12 protein-coding genes and 2 pseudogenes are annotated in these 16,173 nt (G+C 71.9%); 6 read left to right on the top strand and 8 right to left on the bottom strand.

Annotated features, from left to right (window positions below):
* Window positions 1-6: 6 nt before the first annotated feature.
* The 6 genes and pseudogenes from V1634_RS04575 to V1634_RS04555 all read right to left on the bottom strand — a co-directional run bounded on the left by V1634_RS04575 (window position 7) and on the right by V1634_RS04555 (window position 7,556).
* A complete protein-coding gene (locus V1634_RS04575) occupies window positions 7-675 on the bottom strand; it encodes a nucleoside/nucleotide kinase family protein (RefSeq protein ID WP_331206461.1) in 669 nt (222 codons plus the stop codon).
* Between the two features lie 367 nt (window positions 676-1,042).
* Window positions 1,043-1,234, bottom strand: coding sequence for a Scr1 family TA system antitoxin-like transcriptional regulator (locus tag V1634_RS04570; RefSeq protein ID WP_331206460.1), 192 nt, complete (start codon window positions 1,232-1,234; stop codon window positions 1,043-1,045).
* 56 nt (window positions 1,235-1,290) lie between these two features.
* Window positions 1,291-1,473 (bottom strand): annotated as a pseudogene (locus V1634_RS04565) (Scr1 family TA system antitoxin-like transcriptional regulator); the annotation flags it as partial.
* Window positions 1,474-1,633: 160 nt separating this feature from the next.
* Window positions 1,634-3,175 (bottom strand): PKD domain-containing protein, encoded by a 1,542-nt coding sequence (locus V1634_RS35410; RefSeq protein WP_407951720.1) that lies wholly within the window; start codon window positions 3,173-3,175, stop codon window positions 1,634-1,636.
* Window positions 3,176-3,493: 318 nt separating this feature from the next.
* Window positions 3,494-4,504, bottom strand: a pseudogene (locus V1634_RS35405) (PQQ-dependent sugar dehydrogenase); the annotation flags it as partial.
* Between the two features lie 157 nt (window positions 4,505-4,661).
* A complete protein-coding gene (locus V1634_RS04555; RefSeq protein WP_331206458.1) occupies window positions 4,662-7,556 on the bottom strand; it encodes a PQQ-dependent sugar dehydrogenase in 2,895 nt (964 codons plus the stop codon).
* Between the two features lie 467 nt (window positions 7,557-8,023).
* Here V1634_RS04555 and V1634_RS04550 point away from each other — a divergent pair, with 467 nt between their 5' ends.
* Genes V1634_RS04550 through V1634_RS04525 form a run of 6 tightly spaced genes read left to right on the top strand, consistent with a single transcriptional unit; the run spans window position 8,024 to window position 14,492 of the window.
* Window positions 8,024-9,277, top strand: a complete 1,254-nt coding sequence (locus V1634_RS04550) for a glycosyltransferase family 4 protein (protein ID WP_331206457.1) — start codon at window positions 8,024-8,026, stop codon at window positions 9,275-9,277.
* A 42-nt stretch (window positions 9,278-9,319) separates the two neighbouring features.
* A complete protein-coding gene (locus V1634_RS04545) occupies window positions 9,320-10,288 on the top strand; it encodes a hypothetical protein (RefSeq protein ID WP_331206456.1) in 969 nt (322 codons plus the stop codon).
* A 53-nt stretch (window positions 10,289-10,341) separates the two neighbouring features.
* Window positions 10,342-11,748, top strand: a complete 1,407-nt coding sequence (locus V1634_RS04540; RefSeq protein WP_331206455.1) for an O-antigen ligase family protein — start codon at window positions 10,342-10,344, stop codon at window positions 11,746-11,748.
* 58 nt (window positions 11,749-11,806) lie between these two features.
* A complete protein-coding gene (locus V1634_RS04535; RefSeq protein WP_331206454.1) occupies window positions 11,807-12,658 on the top strand; it encodes a glycosyltransferase family 2 protein in 852 nt (283 codons plus the stop codon).
* A complete protein-coding gene (locus V1634_RS04530) occupies window positions 12,655-13,512 on the top strand; it encodes a glycosyltransferase (protein ID WP_331206453.1) in 858 nt (285 codons plus the stop codon). Before V1634_RS04535 ends, V1634_RS04530 begins: the two co-directional genes overlap by 4 nt.
* On the top strand, window positions 13,509-14,492 hold the full coding sequence (locus V1634_RS04525; RefSeq protein WP_331206452.1) for a glycosyltransferase family 2 protein: 984 nt from the start codon (window positions 13,509-13,511) through the stop codon (window positions 14,490-14,492). The genes V1634_RS04530 and V1634_RS04525 overlap by 4 nt, the downstream gene beginning before the upstream one ends.
* A 337-nt stretch (window positions 14,493-14,829) precedes the next feature.
* On the opposite strand, the gene V1634_RS04520 is transcribed toward V1634_RS04525, so the two are convergent.
* Window positions 14,830-15,642 carry an alpha/beta hydrolase gene (locus tag V1634_RS04520; RefSeq protein ID WP_331206451.1) on the bottom strand — a complete coding sequence of 271 codons (813 nt, stop codon included), beginning with the start codon at window positions 15,640-15,642 and terminating at the stop codon, window positions 14,830-14,832.
* 82 nt (window positions 15,643-15,724) lie between these two features.
* On the bottom strand, window positions 15,725-16,006 hold the full coding sequence (locus tag V1634_RS04515; RefSeq protein WP_407951719.1) for a hypothetical protein: 282 nt from the start codon (window positions 16,004-16,006) through the stop codon (window positions 15,725-15,727).
* Between the last annotated feature and the right edge of the window lie 167 nt (window positions 16,007-16,173).

Genomic DNA, 16,173 nt, shown 5'->3' with positions numbered 1-16,173 from the left:
GAGCGCTCAGTCGCCGGGCCAGCGCAGTACCTGCGGCCGGGCCGGGTCGTCGTAGTCGACCAGTACGTCCGCCCGCCCCGCCGGATCCGCCTCGGCACGGTAGATCTGCTGCCCGGGCAGGTAGCGCGCCTCGTAGCGTTCCCGTACCACCTCGGCGTCGCCGAACAGCTCCAGGTCCCGGACCAGCGCCCGGCGCAACGACTCGGCAGGGCTGACCGACAGGTAGACGCGGAGGTCCCAGGCATCGCGCAACTCGGGACGCAGCAGGAAGACGCCGTCGAAGACCAGTACGGCATCGTCGGCGGCCTGTTCCGGCGGCCGATCGACCGCCCGATCCGTCCGGTGGTCGAAGACCACGCTGCGGTAGCGCCGGCCGCCCCCGGGACCGAGCGGATCGAGGAGCGCGGCACGCAGGGCCGGATAATCGAAGGAGTCGCGGTAGTAGCCCTCCGGGGAGAGTTCGCCCCGGCGCCGGCGTACGGTCCTGGGCCGGTGGAAGCCGTCGAGGCTGGCGGTGATCGTCTCCCGTACCGGGGAGAGTCGCCCGACGAGTTCCGCCGCCAGGCTGCTCTTTCCGGCGGCGTCGGGACCGTCCACGGCGACCCGCAGTGGATGCGCCGGTCGCATCGGCCGGATCAGCTCGACCAACCGCGTGACGAACTCGGTCCCGGACATGCCTCCCCCGTTCGGTCCTGCTTCGACCCCTTCCCGCACATCAACGGCACGGCGGCAGGCTGATGGGACACGGCTAGCACTCGGCAACCTGCCGCGAGCAGCTACTCGTGCCTCGACGGGACCATCGAGTCACAAATCTTCCAGGGACGACGCGCGGCATACCTTGACCTTCCGGAGCGGATGAATTGCAATTGATGAGACGCACGGACCGGCGGATTCGGGCCACGCTGCGGGCGATGTCACCAAGACAACATCCGAAACCATTCCTGTTGACCGAGGTTCGAGCATGGCGCGACGGGTGGTGCGGCGCGGCCGGCAAGAAGCGGCACCCGCGCGGTGGCGCTCGTTGGCATGGTGGAGTTCCGTCTCAGGAATCATGACGGCGGCAGGAACCCTGCGCTTCACTCAGTATCGCCTCCCAGAAACGTCGGAGGAGTTCCACGTCCTCCCGACGGACCGTGACCTGCCCGCGCAGCGGGTTGTCGAGGTAGGCGACCTCCTCGTCGTCCGGCATGGTGGCGATGGTGAACTGCCCGTCCGGTCCGGGGATAGGCGCCAACGCCCGCCCGGCACCACATGCAACCGGACCCGGGGATGTTCGGCGGCGAGGCGGGCCAGTTCGAGGCACTGCTCGCGCATCACCTTGGCCCCGCCGACCGGCCGGCGCAACGCCTCCTCGTCGAGCACTGCCACCACCTGCGGCGGATCGTCGACGTCGAGCACCTGCCGCCGCTCCAGTCGAGCAGCCACCCGCTTTTCGACCTCGACGTGCGAGAGCAGCCCACACCGGGAGAACACCGCGCGGGCATACTCCTCGGTCTGGAGCAGGCCGGGACGTGCCGGATCCGTCGCAGTTCCCGGAGCAGGAACTCGTTGAACGGGTTACCCATCGGTCCTCCCAGAATGCAGCCACACCATCGATGCCCGAGCGTAGTCAGTTGATCAACGGAAAGTAGCCTTAGCCGGTCGGTACCGCCCCGACGATCGCGGCCGGCGGGGTGAAGACGATCGCCTTGCCGTTGGCCAGCACCAACTGGTTGACCGAGTACTGCACCGCGTCCGTCCCGGTCGGGTTCTCGATGCCGATCGTCGCCGAGTTGCCCAGCTCCCGTCCGGCGTTCAGCGCGGTGTAGTTGAAGACGATCTGCCCCCACTCGGAGAGCACCACCTGGAAGCTGACCCGCGCCGTCGGCGCCCCGGAGAACCCCACGTCCTTCCACTCGACCACGAACTGCCGGTCCGGTGCGGCGCCCAGCACGGCGGTCCGGACCCGGGACTCCGGGTGCAGCACCAGGTCGTCCCAGAACGGATAGAGCGCGGCGTTCGGTGTCGCGGCGTACGGCAGCGCCCGGTTCGCCGGCCAGGAGCCGCGCGGATCCACAAAGGAGAGTACGCCGTTGACGTCCACCCACGCCCGGGAGTGGTTCTGCCCGTAGTACGGGAACGGGAACGGCAGCGCCACGGACGCGGTGTCGTTGTCCCCGGTCAACGGCAGCTCGGTGGGGCCGGCCGGCAGGTACGCCCGGCCGGAGTGCGTCGTACACGCGTAGCCGAAACCGTCCGCGCAGCTACCCGGCGCGCCGTCGTAGCCGGCGGCGTAGGCCGCCGTGCTGACGGCCGGCGCCGTGATCACGTGGGTCGCGGCGCCGCCGTCCGACCAGTTCTGGAAGGTGTACGTCCCCGGGCCGAGCCGCTGCGGCCCGGGCGCGCTGATCGTGTTGGTGGAACCGACGATCACCTGCACGGCGTACGGGGTGGTGAGACTGCGGCCGTTGAGGTTGACCCGCAGCCCGGCGGGAGTGGTGGCGAGCTTGAGCTGCACCGTCCTCGGGTCCAGCCGGAGCGTGGTGCTGCCGGTCAGCCCACCGCTGTCCGTGGCGGTCAACGTCAGCTCCAGATAGGACGGATACTCGTGGTCCGGGGCCAGGAAGGTCCCGGAGGCGACTCCGGCCACCTCGCGCACCGGATGGCTGTGGCAGTTCTCCGGCGTGCTGCAATGCATGTTGACCAGGGTCCAGCGCAGCGCCGAGGCGGGCAGCGCGCCCTGCTCCGGATCGCTGGCCCCACCGCTGAACGCGACCGTCTGGCCGGTCGACCAGCGCAGCGCCGCGGTGGGCGTGTCGATCACCGGCACCGGGGCGGCGGTGCCCACCCTGATCTGCGCCGTCGCGCTGTGGGTGAGCCCGCCGAAGTCGACCACCTGCAACCGGGCGGTGTACGTGCCCACCGCCGTATACCGGTGGGTCGCGGTCAGTCCGGTGGCGTCGACGGTGCCGTCGTCGGTGAAGTCCCAGCGGTATTCCAGGATGTCGCCCGGGTCCGGGTCGCTCGAGTTGACGGCGTCGAAGGTGACGGTCAGCGGTGCCCGTCCACTGGTCGGGGTCGCCTCGATGACCGCCCTCGGGTACTGGTTGCCGGAGCTGTAGTGGAACCGGCGGACGGTGCCGCCGAGCAGGTCGACGTAGTACAGGTCGTTCTCCGGGCCGATCCGCAGGTCCACCACGCCGGGGGCGATCGCGAACGGCACGATCCGGGCGGGGTCCGGCAGGCCGTTGGCGCCGGTGCGCATCGCCCAGATGCAGCCCCGGGAGTAGTCGGCGAAGAAGAGTGCTCCCGCGTACGTCGCCGGATAGCCGCCGCCCGCGCCGGGATAGAACGCCACCCCGGCCGGGGAGGAGCCGCCGGTCGGGCAGCCGTCGCCGGCCGCCACCTGCTGACTGTGCTGGTAGGTGTAGTGCGGCGGGGTGACCGTGCCGGCGGGCTGGGTGTAGAGGGTCTCGCAGAGCGTCAGGTTCGCCGCGTTGTAGCCGCCCTGCGGGGCGTTCCCCTCGTAACACGGCCAGCCGTAGTTGCGGACCGGTCCGACCGCCGGGTCGACCACCCGGTTGATCTCCTCCCAGGTACGCCAACCGACGTCACCGATCCAGACCTCGTTGCTGCCCGGCCGGAACGTCCAGCGGTACGGGTTGCGCAGCCCGTACGCCAGGATTCGCCGGTTGTTCGGGTCACTGCTCGCCGCCAGCGGGTTGTCCGGCAGCGCCGCCCCGTCCGACGGCGAGATCCGGATCAGCGTGCCGGAGAGCCCGGTCGGGTCGGCCGGGGTACGGATGTCCTGGGACCGCAGCCCGCCGCCCTCGGCGCTCGGCGGCGTCATCGCGGCGCCGGGCGGCGCGGGCGGGTCGGCGCACGGGTTCGACGGGCTGCCCGCCTGCCCGTAGTCGGTGAAGGTCGCCGACGCGCCGTCGCCGCCGGTGACGTAGAGCGCGCCGTCCGGGCCGAACGCGAGGTCGCCGATGGAGTGGCTCTCGATCTGGTGGCACCAGTCGTGCAGCAGCACCTGCTCGCTGCCGGTCATCACGTCACCGCTGGCCCGCAGCCGGGAGACCCGGGCGCTGGCCTTGCAGTTCCCGACCACCGAGCAACTGTCGTGGTATGTCGGCGCGCCGCCGCCGACCACGCCGTCGTAGGTGTAGCTGAGGTAGACGTACGGGTCGGTGGGGAAGTTCGGCGGCAGGGCCAGGCCGATCAGGCCGAGGTCCTCGTAGTCGTACACCTTCGCGCGCAGGTCGGCGAAGACCGTGGCGGTGTTGTCGGCCAGGCTGTCGAAGACCTTGACGATGCCGCTCTTCTCCGCGACGAAGACCCGGCCGTCCGGTGCGAAGACCAGTTTGGTGGGGCGGGTCAGCCCGGTGAAGACCACCTGCTGGGTGAAGCCGGGCGGGATCGCCGCCGCCGGCTCGGGTGCGAACGGGGACAGCCCGACCACGACCGGTACGCCCAGCACGAGTGCCAGGGCCAGGACCCAGATTCGCCGTACCGCTCGGGACATGGCGGCCTCCCTCCACGGCGCCGCCGACGGCGACTGCCGCGCTCCAGGATCACCGTCCGTAGCGGAGCGGGCTGTCGCGAGGTTGACCAGGGCGGCTAACTGACCGGATGCTCCTTAACGACCAATCAGCTTCCCTGGTCAACCGTTCGCACAGCCGCTACCTGGGCCGTCGGTCGAGAATCGGCGACTGGCGACGCTCACCCCGATCGGCTACGAAGGGTTGCGACTCGACCGGCCGGAAGACCACCGAGGTGCCGTCGGTCAGCGCCGGGTGGTTGACCGAGTACGGCAGCGCGAGGGTACCGGCCGGATTCTCGATGCCGACCGTCGCCGAGTCGCCGCGCTCCCGCCCGCTGGCGTTCAGGTCCCGGTAGTTGAAGACGATCTCGCCGTTCTCCGCGATCAGCGCCTCGAAGCTGATCCGCGCGGAGCTGGAACCGTACATGCCGCTGTCGCGCCACTCCACCACGAACCGGCGGTTCGGCGCGGTACCCGTCATCCCGATCCGGACGCTGGACTCCGCCCGCATCCAGAGGTCGTCCCAGAACGGATAGAGCGCCGCGTTCGGCGCGCCGGCCGCCGGCAGCACCGTGTTGGCCGGCTGCGGCCCGCCCGGGTCGGTGAAGGAGACGAAGCCGTTTCCGGAGACCCAGGCGGTGCGGTAGGTCTGTCCGAAGAACGGCACCGGGAACGGCAGCGTCACCTGGGTCACCGCGTCGTCGCCGGTGAGCGGCAGCACCGTGTCGGCCGGCACCCAGGGCCGGCCCGTCGCGGTGCCGCAGGCATAGAACGCCGTGGTCCCGCAACCGGCCGCTCCGGCGTACGTCGCCGTGTAGGTGGTCGCCGTCGCGGGTGCGGTGAGGACGTGCGTCGCCGCGCCCTCGTCGGACCAGCCGGTGAAGGAGTACGGCAGCCCGCCGAAGGTCTGCGGGCTCGGCGCGCTCACCGTGTTGGTCGAGCCGACGATCACGGTACGGGTGAACGGCGCCGTCCCGGTGGTCGCGCCGACGGTCAGCCGCAGCCCCGGCGGGTCGCTGGCGAAGCTGAGCTCGACGGTCCGGGGGTCGAGCCGGCGTACCACGGTGTTCGACAGACCCTGCGCGTCGGTGGCGGTCAGCTCCAACTCCAGGTACGACGGGTATTCGTGGTCCGGCGCCACGAAGGACCCGGACGCCACCCCGGGCCACTCCTGGAGGTGGTGGGTGTGGCAGTTCCCGACCGACTCGCAGTGCTCCATCCGCAGCTTCCAGCGCAGCGCGGACGCCGGCAGGGTGCCCTGCTGCGGGTCGGTGGCCCGGCCGGCGAAGCGCAGCGTCTCGCCGACCTGCCAGGTGGTGCCGACCGTCGGGCTCTCCAGCAGGGCGGTCGGGGCGGCGTTGCCGGGCTGGATGGTGACGGTGCCGCTCGCCGAGACGCCGAGGGTGTCGGTGACGGTCAGCGTCGCGGTGTGCCGGCCGGCGCTCGGATAGCGGAAGGTGGCGGTCGGACCGGTGGCGTCGACCGTACCGTCGCTGGTGAAGTCCCACCCGTAGCTGAGCCGGCCGGCGTCGGCCGGGTCCGGGTCGGTCGACGCGGTGCCATCGAAGGTCACGTCGAGCGGGGCGGGGCCGCTGGTCGGGGTCGCGTTGATCACTGCCGTCGGCGGCTGGTTGCCGGGGAAGTACCGGATCCGGCGCACGGTCCCGCCGGTCAGGTCGGCGTAGTACAGCTCGGCACCCGGACCGACGGCCAGGTCGACCGGCCCGGCGGCGGCCTGCCCGAACGCCTGGAGGTTGGCCGGGTCCGGCAGCCCGCCCGGGCTGCTCGGGCGCATCGCCCAGATGCAGCCGCGCGAGTAGTCGGCGAAGAAGAGCGCCCCCGCGTACGCCGCCGGATAGCTCCCCCCGCTGCCCGGATAGAAGGCGAGCCCGGAGACGGCGTCCCCGCCCGAGCCGCAGTTCTCCCCCGGCACCACCGCCGCACCGTGGTGGTAGGCGTAGTACGGCGCGGTCTGCCCGGCCCCGGTGTAGAGCGTCTCGCAGAGGTTCAGGTTGGCGTTGTCGTAGCTGCCCGTCCGGGCGGCACCCTCGTAGCAGGGCCAGCCGAGGTTGCTGACCCCCGCCCTCGGGTCGACGATCCGGTTGACCTCCTCCCAGCTGTTCCAGCCGACGTCGCCGAGCCAGATCTCGTTGGTGCCCGGCCGGATGGTGAACCGGTACGGGTTGCGGGTGCCGTACCCGACGATCCGCCGGGTGTTCGGGTCGGCCGCGTCGATCGCCGGGTTGCCCGGCGCCGCCGCCCCGGTCGCCGGGTCGAGCCGCAGCACCGCGCCGTCCAGTCCGGTCGGGTCGGCGCCGCTGCGGACGTCCTGGGCCCGCAGCGCCCCACCCTCGGCGGTCGGCGGCGTCATGGTGCCGCCGGGCGGGTCGGCACACGGGTTCGCCGGGTTGCCCAACTGGCCGTAGTCGATGGCGCTGAAGCTGGCCCCGTCGCCGGCCGTGGCGTAGAGCATGCCGTCCGCACCGAACCGCAGGTCGCCGACCGAGTGGCTGGGGTACTGCTGGCACCAGTCGGAGATCAGCACCTGCTCGGTACCGGTCATCACGTCGCCGCCGGCCCGCAGCCGGGAGAGCCGGCCGGTGACCACGCAGCGGCCGTTGTTGGCGTCGCCGCAGGTGTCGTTCCACACCGGAGCCGTCCGGCCCGGCGGCGCGTCGTAGGTGTAGAGCACGTAGACCCACGGGTCCGCCGGGAAGCCGGCCGGCAGCGCCAGCCCGAGCAGGCCGCGGTCCCACTGGTGGTGCACATTGGTGGAGAGGTCGGCGAAGACGGTCGGGGTGGGATCGGCCAGGTCGGCGTAGACCTTGATCCGGCCGCCCTTCTCGGCGACGAAGATCCGCCCGTCCGGGGCGAACTCGATGTTGGTCGGCTGGTCCAGCCCGCTGAACACCACCTGCTCCTGGAAGCCGGCCGGCAGTGTCACCGCCGAGGCCGGCGCTCCGCCCAGCGGCGCCAGTACGCTCGCCAGCAGTGCCGCCACCAGACCCAGTCGCAAGCCGCGCCGCAGCCGCATGCCCACTTCCTCTCCCCATGGAGAGCCGCGGTCTCGAACCCGACCGTGCACCGCGGCTCACCTTCGTCGGCACAGAGTAGGCTCCGGCGCAACACTTGCGACCGGGACGCGTCTAATCGCGAATCGGGACGAAGATCAATGAAACCCACTTCCCCGACGGTTCGCCCACGACGCCGCCGAATTGGTGTTGATCAGGCCGCCGACCTGCCGTTCGAGCCCCGACACGCGGACGAGTCCGGGAAGGAACAATCGTACGATCGGTCGTGACCTTGTAAGTAACTCGACACATCCACCAATCCTCGGTCCTTGCCCGGACCCGGTCGGTAGAGCAATGTCTTGGTAGGCACCGGGCCGGTAAGCGGAACAGCCGGGTGCGAGAACAAAGTTCATTCGGGTCGCGGCGTAATCGCATACGCCGCGACCTTCCATCGAAAACGTCGTCCGAGCTGCGCGGATGGGAGTTAGAGATGGCCGATCGACGCCCCCACGTGGTGATCGTGGTGGTAAATCTGCCAGCCGAGCGGGACCGCCGAGTGATCCGGGAGTGCCAGGCACTGGAGGCGGCCGGCTACCAGGCGTCGGTGATCTGCCCACGGGGACCACGACGGCTCACGGTGCTGCCCGGCACCACCGCCACCAGGATCCATTCGTTCCCCCAGCCGCTGGCGGGCAAGGGGGTGCTCTCCTTCGCCGCCGAGTTCGCCTGGGCACTGATCGCCGTCACCACCCGGCTGCTCGGGCTGATGCTGCGGACCCGGGTGGACGCCGTCCAGGCGTGCAACCCCCCGGACGTCTTCTGGGTGGTCGGGCTGCTGATGCGGGCCCTGGGCCGACCCTTCGTCTTCGACCACCACGACCTGAGCCCGGAACTCTACGAGTGCAAGGCGGGGGAACCCCGGCCGAGTGTGCTGTGGATGCTCCGGCTCTTCGAACGGCTCTCCTGGCGTACCGCCACCGCCGTGGTCGCCACCAACGAGTCGTTCAAGGAACTCGCGATCGGCCGGGGTGGCTGCCCGCCCGACAAGGTCGTGGTGGTGCGCAACGGCCCGGCCCTGGCCGAGGTCCGGCACGGCGACGACCAGCCGCCGGAGGACGCCCGGCAGAAGGTGGTCTACGTCGGCGTGATCAACCCGCAGGACAACGTCGAGGCGACCGTGCTGGCCGCCGAGCGGCTGGCCGGGCTGCGCGGCACCGACGACTGGGAGCTGGTCGTCGCCGGGGACGGCGAGAGCATGCCGGAACTGCGCCGGCTCGCCACCGAGCGGGGCGTGGACGACGTCGTGCGCTTCACCGGCTGGCTGGAGGCCGACGAGGTCGACGCGCTGCTCTGCTCCGCCTCGATCGCCATCCAGCCGGACCGGCCGAGCCGGATGGCCGAGATGTACACGATGGCCAAGACGGTGGAGTACGTCGCCCGGGGCGTGCCGGTGGTCGCGGTCGACCTGCTGGAGACCCGGCGTACCGCCGAGGCGGCGGCGAGCTATGTGCAGACCGGTAGCCCGGACGAATTCGCCAAGGTGATCGACCAGCTGCTCAGTGACGGCTCCGCCCGGGCCGCGATGAGTGCGACCGGGAGACAGCGGTTCGTCGATGAACTCGCCTGGGACCACCAGGTGAAGTCGTACATCCGACTGTGGGATCGATTGCTCCGCCCGTCGCTCAGCGACTACAACGAAGTTTCACACGGTAACGGGGCCGATGCCGCGCGTCTGCCGATCTGACCACTCGCACCGTACTTCCGCACCTTTCGAAAGGGCCGCCCGATGGACCTTCTCGACCTGCTGAAGCTCATGTTTCGGCGGTGGTACGTCTCGGCTCCGATCGTCGTCGTGACGCTCGGCGCGGCCCTCGCGTTCGGAGTGGCGATCCAGCCCGAATACAAGACCGAGGTCGCGATCCTGCTCGTGCCACCGACCACCTCGGCCGCACCGGCCGAGGACGCCGCACCCCGGCCCGGCAACCCGTGGCTGCGGATCGGCGAGAACGCGATGGCCCAGGCCGTGCAGATCTCCACCTCCGCGCACGACGCCCGGACCAGGATCGCGGCGGCCGGCGGCGACCCCGACTACGAGGTCGGGCTGGTCACCCGCAGCTCGATCCTGACCGTCGCGGTGACGGCGGCGAGCGAGGAGAGCGCCCGGAAGACCGTCGAGGCGGTGACCCAGCTCATCCACGACGAGGTCGCCGGGCAGCAGGCGCAGTACAAGCCGAACCCGGGTGAGCAGATCACCACCGAGGTGCTGGATCCGGGGCTGAACATCGTGCCGTCCCGCTCCAACGTGCTGCGGGCACAGGTCGTGATCACGGCGATCGGGATCCTGCTGGCCGCCGTCGCCGCCGTGATCCACGACGCGGTGGCCCGCCGCCGGGCGAGCAGCCGGCTCGGTCAGCGCCGCGACGCGCGTACCCCGATGGCCTGGAACGCCGGCCAGGCGGTGGTCAACACGCCGCGCCCGGGTCCCACCCCGGCGGTCTCGCCGGCCCCGGCGGCCCGGATAGCGCCGGTCTCCCCCGGTCCCGGCCGCGAGCCGACCCAGTCGCCCTCCCGGCGCGGCGGGCGCGGCGCCGACGACCGGATCCCGGCGCACCCGGCCGAGGACCGGTATCCCGGTCCGCCGGCCGACGACCGGGCCGAGCAGGGTGGCAACGGACGCGGTGCCGGGGCCGCGAGCGAGGAGACGATCCTGCTCACCACCACCGCCCGGCACGTCGTGGACGATCCGAGCCGATGACCACCGGGAAGCCTACGAGCGCCGGCTGACGGCGCACGGACGAGACGAGCGACGTGCCGACCTACCTATCCGCGCGGCGGTCCGACACGGTGTACGACGGCATCACCCCCGCCGTACGCCACTTCCCGGACGCCACCGCAGCGGTGATCGCGTCGATCATGCTCGCCTACCTGCTCCCCTTCCGGCTGGTCTTCCCCCCGCTGAGCGACCTGGGCAAGCCGGGGCTGATGGTCGGGTTCGGCCTGCTGGTCTGGTGGGCGCTGAGCCGGCTGCACCCCACACTGGTCACCCGGGGTCAGCAGCCGATGCGCTGGGCGATGGCGATCTACCTGGTCAGCCTCTTCCTCTCCTACGTCGCCGGGCAGGGACGCGGGATGCCGGTACTGGAGGCGAACGGCGCCGAGCGGACCCTGTTGATGGCGCTCGCCGGAGCCGGGATCCTGCTCGCCGCCGCCGACGGGGTGCTGACCCGGGAACGCATCGACAAGGTGCTGCGCTGGTTCTGCTGGGGCGCCACCTTCATGGCCTTCGTCGCGCTGGTCCAGTTCGTGACCCGGATCGACCTCACCACCTACCTGAAGCTGCCGCCGCTGCTGACCTTCCACAAGGAGGTGGTCGGGTTCCGCGACCGGGGCGGCGACGGGCTGGTCCGGGTTGCCGGCACCGCCGGGCACTACATCGAGTTCAGCGTACTGATGGTGATCGGCCTGGTGGTGGCGATCCACTTCGCCCGGTTCTCGTCGACCCGTCGGGACCGGCAGATCTACGGCGCGCTGGCGATGTTCCAGGCCGCGGTCATCCCGATCTCGCTGTCCCGCACCGGAGTGCTCGCCCTCGGCGCCGCGATGCTGCTCTTCGTCCTGGTCTGGCCATTGCGGACCACCTTCAACGTGCTGGTGGTCGGCGCCTTCCTGACCGCGTTGATCCAGGTGGCCCGGCCCGGCCTGCTGGCCGCGATCAAGTCGCTGCTGCTGGCCGGAGAGAACGACCCCAGCGTGCAGGCCCGGGTGGAGGACTACGACTACGTGACCCCGTTCATCCGGGAGCGGCCCTGGCTGGGGCGCGGGGTCGGCACCTTCCTGCCGGAGCTGTACCAACTGCTGGACAACCAGTGGCTGACCACCCTGGTCCAGGGCGGCATCATCGGGGTGGCCGGGCTCACCGTCTTCTTCCTCTCCGGAGTGGTGGTCGCCGGCCGGGTACGCCGGTTCGCCCGTACCGAACGGGACCGCGACCTGGCGGCGGTGCTGGCGGTGGCGATCGGCGTGGCCGGCGTCTCCGGGTTCACCTTCGACTCGATGTACTTCACGACGTTCTTCATCACCGTGCACGTGCTGCTCGGCCTGACCGGGGCGCTGTGGCGGCTGACCAGGGCGGAACGCGCCAACCTGATCGAGTCGGGCCGGCCGGGCCGGCAGCCCGACGAACCCGGACCGGTGCCGGCGGCGGCACAGCCATGACGGGGCGGGGCGCCGGCAGCGGCCAGTTCCAGGCAACCGAGCGGAGGTGGGCGGTCGGATGACCGGCGACGGTGGCATCGACATCCTCATGATCACGTACGACCGGCCGGAGTACGTCCGGCTGTCGCTGCCGCACCTGCTCGGCACCTGCCCGGCGGACGCCCGGGTGTGGCTCTGGCACAACGGCACCGACCAGCCGACCCTGGAGGCGGTCGAGGAACTGCGGCACCACCCCCGGGTGCACCGGTTCCGGCACAGCCCGGTCAACGCCGGGCTGACCGAGCCCACCAACTGGCTCTGGACCGAGGCGACGGGTTCCTACCTGAGCAAGGTGGACGACGACTGCCTGCCCGATCCCGACTGGCTGACCATCCTGCGCAAGGCACACCGGGACGTACCGGGCTTCGGGGTGATCGGCACCTGGCGCTTCCCGCCGGAGGACGTCGACCGGGCGCTGGTGGCGGCCAAACTGGCGGACTATCCGAACGGGCATCAACTGTTCCGCAACCACTGGGTGCAGGGCAGCGGCTATCTGCTGAAACGGGAGACGCTGGAACAGGTCGGCCCGCTGGCCGGTGCCGAGACCTTCACCGCCTGGTGCCTGCGGGCCGCCCGGCTCGGCTGGCTGAACGGCTGGTACCACCCGTTCCTGCCCGAGGACCACCTGGACGACCCGCGCAGCCCGCACACCATCTACCGCACCGACGCCGACTTCCTGGCCCGCCGGCCGCTGTCGGCCCGGCGTACCGGGGTGACGACGGTGGCGGAGTGGACGCAGCAGATGCGGCACTCGGCCCGGGTGGTCCAGGCCGCCCCGCTCGACCTGCGGGAATACCAGGGCTGGCGGCTGCGCCGCCGCAACGCCACCCGACGGATCCGGCTCGCGCTGACCGGGCGGGCGCCGTGGTGACCAGTGTGGTCGTGGCCGCGCACGACGAGGCGGCGGTGCTCGGCCGGACTTTGCGGGCCCTGCTCGCCGACGCACAGCCGGGCGAGTTCGAGGTGGTCGTGGTGGCGAACGGCTGCACCGACGCGACGGCGGCGGTGGCCCGGTCGGTGCCCGGGGTCACCGTGCGGGAACTGCCCGAACCGGGCAAGCCGGCCGCGCTGAACGCGGGCGACGAGGCGGTCAGCGGCTTTCCCCGGATCTACCTCGACGCCGACATCACCCTGGACACCGCCGGTGCCCGCGCGCTGGCCGCCGCGGTCGCCGTGCCGGGGACACTGGCCGCCGCGCCGCGCCGCCGGCTCGACACCACCGGCCGGCCCCTGCTGGTACGCGGCTACTACGCGATCAACGGGCGGCATCCGGCGTACCGGAACGCGCTCTTCGGCCGGGGCGCGATCGCGCTCTCGGCCGCCGGCCGGGCCCGGTTCGGCCGGTTTCCCGACGTGGTCGCCGACGACCTCTTCCTGGACGGGCAGTTCACCGAGGCGGAGAAGCGGGAGGTGGCCGAGGTGGCGACCGTGGTGGCAACGCCCCGGCGCACCGCCGACCTGCTGCGCCGGCTCGGCCGGGTCCGGGCCGGCAACGCCAGCCTGCGCGCCACCGACGACCGGGTACGCCGGGCCGGCCGTACCTCCTGGCTGGTCGACGTGGTGCTGCCCCGGCCGTGGCTGCTGCCGGCCGGCCTCTGCTACCTCGGGCTGACCCTGCTGGCCGCGGCGTCGGCCCGCCGACCGGCGGTACGGGACCGGTGGGGCCGCGACGAGTCCAGCCGGGTCACGGCCGAGGCCGACGGGATGACCGGAGCGGCGCCGTGACCCCGGTGGTGAGCGTGGTGGTGGTCTCCTACCAGACCCGCGAGTTGATCCTGACCGCGCTGGCCACGCTCCGTACCGCCTGCCCGGCCGAGCCGTACGAGGTGATCGTGGTCGACAACGCCTCCACCGACGGGTCGGCGGCGGCGGTCGCGGCGGCCTTCCCGGAGGCCCGGGTGGTGCGGCTGGCCCGCAACGTCGGCTTCGGCCGGGCGGTCAACGTCGGCGCGGCCCGGGCCCGGGGCGACTGGCTGCTGCTGCTGAACCCGGACACCGAACCGGTCGGCAACGTCATCGGCGAACTGCTGGCCTTCACCCGGGCTCGGCCCGGGCACGGCATCTACGTCGGCCGCACCCTCGGGGCGGACGGCACCGACGACGGCCACTCGGTCTTCGGTCCGCCGTCGCTCTGGACGCTCACCTGCTTCGCCACCGGCCTGTCCAAGGTGTTCCCCCGGTCCCGGCTCTTCAACCGGGAGGCGCTGCCCTGGCTGGACCGGTCCGCGCCGGTCCGGGTGCCGGCCGCGTCCGGCTGCCTGCTGCTGGTGCGCCGGTCCCTCTTCGCCCAACTCGACGGCTTCACCCCGGACTACTTCATGTACTGCGAGGACCTCGACCTCTGTCTGCGGGCCACCGCGATCGGCGCCGGGCCGATCCTGGTGCCGACGGCCCGGGTGGTGCACGTGGGCGGTGCCGCGTCGACCAGTGCCGGCAAGCGGGTCATGCTGCTGCGGGGTCAGGTGACCTTCCTCCGGCTGCGCTGGTCCCCGTCCCGGGCGGCAGCGGGTCGGGCGCTGTTGCTGGTCGGGATCGCTGTCCGCGCGATGGCTGCCCGGCTGACCGGCCGGGCCCGCTACTGGCGGGAGGTGTGGCGGCAGCGGCAGACCTGGCTTGGCGGCTGGCCGCCGTCCGCCGGACTCTCCCCGGTGGAGGCCAGCGAGCCGGTCCCGCCGTCCGGCGGCCAGCCCGCCGCACCGGTGTAGCGGCTCGGACCGGGCGGGGGACCGGGCCGCGCCTCGGATCCGTCCGATTCACCTTCCGGGGTACTCCGGGCTGGGCCGGCCGGCAGTCACCGGCCGGGCCACCGGTCAGGACTCGGCTGCGTGCCGTCGGATTGTTCTGCGCGTCCAGGGTCAGCCGCCCGGTCAACTGCGCCGCTCCGATCCGGTAGACACCCTCGGTCAGAGTCGTACCACCCAGCTCGGCGGGCAGGTTCGTGAACGGGGTCCGACCGGCGCGTCGTTGTGGGCCGTCGTCAAATCGTCCTTTGCCTGCAACGCGACGTCCTGTTGTTCAGCTGGAGCACAGGAGACTCGGCGGTCAGCCCGCCTCGGCCGGGCCTGTCGGTCCCGGCGCCGGCAGGTCGGCGAAGGCCGCCACCGTGCGGTCGGCGTACGCGCTGGCGTCGCCGGTCTCCATCGGCCCGTCCCACTCCGACGGCAGCGGTACCGGCACCGCCGGGTTGACCCGCCGGACCACCTCGTCGAGTACGGTCTCGGCGTCGCCGACCCAGAGGTGCTTGGCTCCGGCCACGCCGATCACCTCGGCCTGGGGTACGGCCGCGAAGCGTCGACGGGCCTCCTCCGGCCGCAGGTAGTCGTCGAACTCCGGGACGAGCGCGGTCAGCGGCTTGCCGGACTCGGCCCAGGTGGCCAGGTCGGCGTCGGTGCTGCTGCGCAACGGCGGGGAGAGCAGGATCGCGCCGGCGATTCCCGGGTCACATCCGTGCCGCAGGGTCAGGTCGGTGCCGAACGACCAGCCCAGCAGCCAGATCTCCGGCAGCTCGGCGAACTCGGCGTACTCGATCGCGGCGGCGACGTCGTACCGCTCGGCCTCGCCGCCGTCGAAGGTGCCCTCGCTGGTGCCGCGCACGCTGCTGGTGCCCCGGGTGTTGAAGCGCAGCACCGCGAGGTCGGCCAGCGCCGGCAGCCGCCAGGCGGCCTTGCGGAACACGTGGCTGTCCATCATCCCGCCGTGGGTGGGCAGCGGGTGCAGGCAGACCAGGGTGGCGACCGGGTCCCGGTCCGCGGGGAGCGCCAGTTCGCCGACCAGCCGCAGGCCGTCGGCGGTGTGCAACTCGATCTCCTCCCGGCGGGCGGGCAGGATGCTGGCGGCGCGGATGGCTGTACTCACAGGGATCAGTCTTACCCGGTCCGGCCCGACCCGGCAGCGAACCCGGGGCAGCGTGACGAAGATCCCTCGGATCGTGTGGCGGTCAGCCGTACCGGGGGGCGCTGCGGGAGCGTTCCACGCCCGGGCCGCGCCGGTCCCGCGCGCGCCAGCAGCCGGTGTGCCAGTGCCGGCGGTCGGTCAGGTCACCCTGCCCGTCGGCCGGCCAGGCGACCAGGTGAGCCACCCCGGGGCGGATCTCCTGGACACAGCCGGGGCAGCGGTAGTTCTTGGTCGCCGCACTGCCCGGGATGTTGCGTACCTGCCAGTCGCCGTCCCGCCAGGTCTGCACCGAGCCGACGCCGCGCTCCAGCCGGGTGCGGTCCAGCGGCGGCGCGTCGTCGGGACGCGGACGGTTGCGACGGGGACTCACGTTCCCAGGATACGTCTCCGCCGGCTCACGCTGATCAAGCCCGCTGACCTGCGGCTACGTCACAGCAAGTAGCTGTCGGATCACGGTCAGCGCACGCATCACTGGCACAAACAAGGTTAACG

Source organism: Plantactinospora veratri (genome assembly GCF_036421995.1).
Taxonomy (GTDB): domain Bacteria; phylum Actinomycetota; class Actinomycetes; order Mycobacteriales; family Micromonosporaceae; genus Plantactinospora; species Plantactinospora veratri.
This window is presented reverse-complemented; position numbering and strand designations above follow the sequence as displayed.